Genomic DNA, 4,359 nt, shown 5'->3' with positions numbered 1-4,359 from the left:
GGGCGCCGCGGCGCCGGCCGCGGCTTCCGCCGTCGCGGCGGGGGCCGGGGAGAGGGGTGGAGGCGGCGGAGGGGGCGAGCTCCAACGCCTCGAATTCCGCCGTCTCGTGCGTCTCATGTGTCTCATGGGCGAGCGGCTCGTGCGCCGAGGGCGCCGCTTCGGTGAGGCCGGGGCCGGGGCCTGCCTCCGGCGCGATCCCGGGTTCAGGTTCGGACTCGGGGCCCGGACCGGTTTCACGGCGGCCTTCGTGCGGCTGCTCATGAGGGGCCTGATGGGCCTCATGGGTTTCGCTCACGGTCGCGTAGGCGCTCGTGTCCCAGGTCTGGGTGTGGCCGCCGGTGTCCCACTGCTCGGCGTCGCCCCACTGACTGTCGGTGCTGCCGACGGCGCCGCCGATGGTGTTGTACGAGCCGCTGGTGCCGTACACCTCGTACGAACCGGTGGCGTTGCTCGCGCCGTACGCGCCCGTGCCGCCCCAGGCGGCCGTGGACCACTGCCCGGTCTGCTGCTCGTGCAGCCCGTTCGCCGCGTAGAGGCTGGTGTCCCAGGTCTGGGTGTGGCCGCCGGTGTCCCACTGGTTGGCGGTCTGCCACTGTCCGGTGGTCTCGTACGTGCCGGTGGCGCCGTACGCGTCCGGGACGTCGTACGACCCCGTGGTCGCGTACGAACCCGTTGAATTCGTTGATCCCGTTGAACCTGCGGCCTCGTACGGGTCAGTGGCGCCGAACGCGCTGCCGTACGCGGGCTTCACGTCCCACTGGCCGGTCGTGTTCCACTGGCCCGTGGTGTCCCACTGCCCGGAATGCCCGGCGTCGTAGCCCTCGTAGCCGCTGTAGGCGATTCCGATGTTCTGGAACGTACCGGTGGAGTAGCCGTCGTACCCGGCATAGCCCTGTTGTGCCGCCTGCTCCCCGTACGTCGCGCTGTGCGCGTATGAGGCATCTGGAGCGGGGACGGTCGGAGTGGAGTTCCCCGACGGGTGACGGTCGTTCACCACCAACTTCTCTTTCGCCTAGGCATCACGAGAATTAGCGGCGACTGTACCCGGCGGTTTGCGGCAGCCACAATCTTCGGCGGTTATTACCGCCTCAAGGACCGGTCATTTAGCCGCCTTTCGGTGGACTGGAGTCGATTCCTTGGCCCGGCGTTCGAATTGTTTTCGATGAAAAAACGTCCGGGTCATGCAACCGAAACGGCTCCCGACGCGTCCGTGGCCGCCTCCTCGGCCACCAGCGCCTGCCGGATTCCGGCCGCCACTCCGCAGTGCACCGGCAGCGCCAGATGGCCCACCCCGCTGACCCGCACGCTGCGACAGTGCAGGTCAGGGTGGTCGAGCCGGGCGGTCTCCACCGGGATCATCAACTGGTCGAGATCGCTCCAAAAGCTGACGAAACGCGTCCGGCAGCCCTTCGCGGGCAGGGTCAGCTCCGTGATGACGGGGGAATCCGGGCGCATCTGCCGAACGAGGGGATGTGCTGAAAGCAGCGGCACCGCGCGTGTCCCGCCGTGCGGCGTGCCGAGCGTGACGAGGGTGCGGATACGGGCGTCCCCGCCGAGCCGCTGCGCGTAGTAACGGGCTATCAGCCCGCCCAGGCTGTGCCCGACGACATCCACCCGCCCGCAGCCCGTCCGTGCGCAGAGCTCCTCGACATGACGGCCCAGCAGCTCGGCGGCGGCGCGGATGTCGCAGGTCAGCGGCGAGTAGTTGAGGGACTCCACCTGCGGCCAGCCGTGCTGGCGTAGATAGCGGCGCAACAGGACGAAGACGGAGCGGTTGTCGATGAAACCGTGCAGGAGCAGTACGGGCGGGTGCGGTGAGGGCACGTCACCGGCAGCCCTGGCCGCTCCGGCCCCTCCGGTCGGAGGGTCCGGGCCCTCGCGGGCGGGCGGGGCGCCGGGCGGGACGGGCGGCGGCCGGCGCTCCTGGGCGAGACCCGTCGGGTAGAGGATCACGTGCCCGGCGAGGATCGCCAGCTCCAGCGCGGTGGCCCGGACGGCCTCGGCCGAGGAGCGGAGAAGTGAGAAAGGAAAGGGCATGGCCATCCGGCCGACCTCCCGAACCGCACGCAGGAGACGGCTCTGACCCCCGTGTGCCCTCATGGGGAGCCGTGCCCGGCGCCGCCGGTGGGGCCCTGCCGTGACGCGCGGTGTACGGCGCGGCCGTACGGCGGCCTCGGTACGGCTTCCCTCACGACCGGTCCGACGGCCCGCCTGGTGCGGGGATTCGGACACAGTGCGTAGCGAACGTATTGTCCCACGTGTGATTTCCCCCTCGCTCGCCACCGTGAAACTGCCGCGTGCGGGATGCTGGCGATAACGTTCGTTCACACTTACGGCCGGTGACGGCAGTCGTACATGGAGGCAGTGATGGGAGTGACCGGTCCGATTCGCGTGGTGGTGGCCAAGCCGGGTCTCGACGGCCATGACCGCGGAGCCAAGGTCATCGCGCGTGCGCTGCGGGACGCCGGCATGGAGGTCATCTACACCGGGCTCCACCAGACGCCCGAGCAAGTCGTCGGCACAGCGATCCAGGAGGACGCCGACGCGATCGGCCTGTCCATCCTCTCCGGCGCGCACAACACCCTCTTCGCCAAGGTGATAGAGCTGCTGCGGGAGCGCGACGCCGAGGACATCAAGGTCTTCGGGGGCGGCATCATCCCCGAGGCGGATATCGCTCCGCTCAAGGCGCTGGGCGTGGCGGAGATCTTCACTCCGGGGGCCACGACGGCGTCCATCGTCGACTGGGTCAACGCCAATGTCCGGCAGGTGCCGGCCTGAGTGCGCCGCTGACAGCTCGTCACGTCGCCTGCGGGTGGATCGTGGCTGGTCGCGCAGTTCCCCGCGCCCCTTCGGGGCACTGCCCGACAGGCCGGGGGCCCGGCCGTAGGCGGAGTGGTCCGGGCGGCGGACGGGGTGGCTGCCGGCGTGTTCGTCGGACCGGGTGTGCGTCACGGGCATCGGGGGCCGTCGGCGGGCGTCAGTTCCCGGCGCATGGTGGCGCGTAGGCGCAAGGTGCCGACCAGGCGCTGGAAGGCTTCCGACCAGTAGCCGGCCGCGCCGGGCGAGCCGTTCTCGGACTCGTCCGGCTGGGCGGTCAGCACCTCCAGCCGGTCGGCCTGGTCCGGGTCGAGGCAGCGTTCGGCCAGCCCCATCACTCCGCTGAAACTCCATGGATAGCTCCCCGCGTCCCGTGCGATGTCCAGTGCGTCCACGACGGCTCTCCCCAGCGGCTCCGACCACGGCACCGCGCAGACTCCGAGCAGGCGGAACGCCTCGGAGAGCCCGTGCACCGATATGAACGCCGCGACCCACGCCGCCCGTTCACCGTGCGGCAGCGCCGACAGCAGTTTCGCCGGGTCCCGCCAGGACGCCTCGTCCGCGGCGGGCGGCGACGCCGCGGGGCCCAGCAGCGCGCGGCACCACTCGGCGTTCCTCTGCCGCGCGGCGGCCCGGCACCAGGCGGCGTGCAGGTCGGGCCGCCAGCCGTCGGCGACCGGCAGCGCCACGATCTCGGCGGCGCTCCGCGCCCCGAACCGCTCGCTCCACTCGGCCAGCGGCGCCGCTTCCACCAACTGGCCCAGCCACCATGACCGTTCGCCGCGCCCTGACGGCGGCTTCGCCACGATGCCGTCCCGCTGCATGGCGCTGTCGCACTCGTGCGGGGCCTCGACGGCGATGCGCGGATCGCCGAGGTCCAGGGAGAGGCAGGACCGGGCCCGCTGGGCCATGCGGGCGGCCAGCGCGGAGCCCGGCAGGCCGGAGAGGAGCTCGGCGGAGGTGGCCCGCACATTGCGGCTGCGGTCGGCGAGGGCCTGTTCCAGGAACGGCTCGTCCCGCTCGGACAGCCCCTCGCGCAGGGAGTCGAGGAACATCAGCCGGTCCTCGGCCCGCTCCGTGGACCAGGTCGTGGCGAGCAGCGTCCGCGCCGCGGCCGGGTCGTGGCGGCGCAGCGCCGCCAGCAGCGCCACACGCTCCGCGAACAGCCCCTCCTGCCAGATCCGTTCGGCCGCTTCGCCATACTCACGGCCCTCGGCCTCGCCCTCGCTCTCGCCGTCGTCGCCGGTGGGGGAGGGGAGGACAGCCGGTGTCCAGTCGCCCGCCGGGCTGCTCCGCAGGGCGAACTTCCACTGCGGATTGAGCCGCGCCAGCCAGAGCGCGCGCGGCCCGGCGAGCGCCAGCGCCTCGGGCCGCAGGTCGGTACGGCCGCGGGCCGTGTCCAGCAGGGCGGGCAGGAGGGCGGCTGGGGCGCGGTAGCCGTACTGGTTGGCCGCCGCCAGCCACTGCGGGAGCAGCTCGGTCAGGTCCGGCGCCGTGCCGCGCCGGCTGCTTCCGCCCGGACTGGCGCGGTCGGCGAGCAGC

The 4,359-nt window shown here is 72.1% G+C and carries 3 protein-coding genes and 1 pseudogene; 1 reads left to right on the top strand and 3 read right to left on the bottom strand.

Going from position 1 to position 4,359, the window contains the following annotated elements; genetic code table 11:
• A pseudogene (locus tag ACFU99_RS34825) lies at window positions 1-994 on the bottom strand (hypothetical protein); the annotation flags it as partial.
• A 185-nt stretch (window positions 995-1,179) separates the two neighbouring features.
• A complete protein-coding gene (locus ACFU99_RS34820; protein WP_384399940.1) occupies window positions 1,180-2,037 on the bottom strand; it encodes an esterase/lipase family protein in 858 nt (285 codons plus the stop codon).
• A gap of 330 nt (window positions 2,038-2,367) precedes the next feature.
• Between ACFU99_RS34820 and ACFU99_RS34815 the strand changes: the two genes are divergently transcribed.
• The gene (locus ACFU99_RS34815; RefSeq protein ID WP_384399937.1) at window positions 2,368-2,778 is read left to right on the top strand and encodes a cobalamin B12-binding domain-containing protein; all 411 of its coding nucleotides are present in this window, start codon (window positions 2,368-2,370) and stop codon (window positions 2,776-2,778) included.
• 170 nt (window positions 2,779-2,948) lie between these two features.
• Here the strand turns inward: ACFU99_RS34815 and ACFU99_RS34810 are convergent.
• Window positions 2,949-4,359, bottom strand: a 1,411-nt coding sequence (locus ACFU99_RS34810) for a DUF5691 domain-containing protein (RefSeq protein ID WP_384399934.1), incomplete at its 5' end; no start/stop codon positions are given.

Source organism: Streptomyces sp. NPDC057654 (assembly GCF_042800135.1).
Taxonomy (GTDB): Bacteria; Actinomycetota; Actinomycetes; order Streptomycetales; family Streptomycetaceae; genus Streptomyces.
Note: the sequence above shows the minus strand (reverse complement) of the source record. Positions and strands in the feature narration are given on the sequence as shown.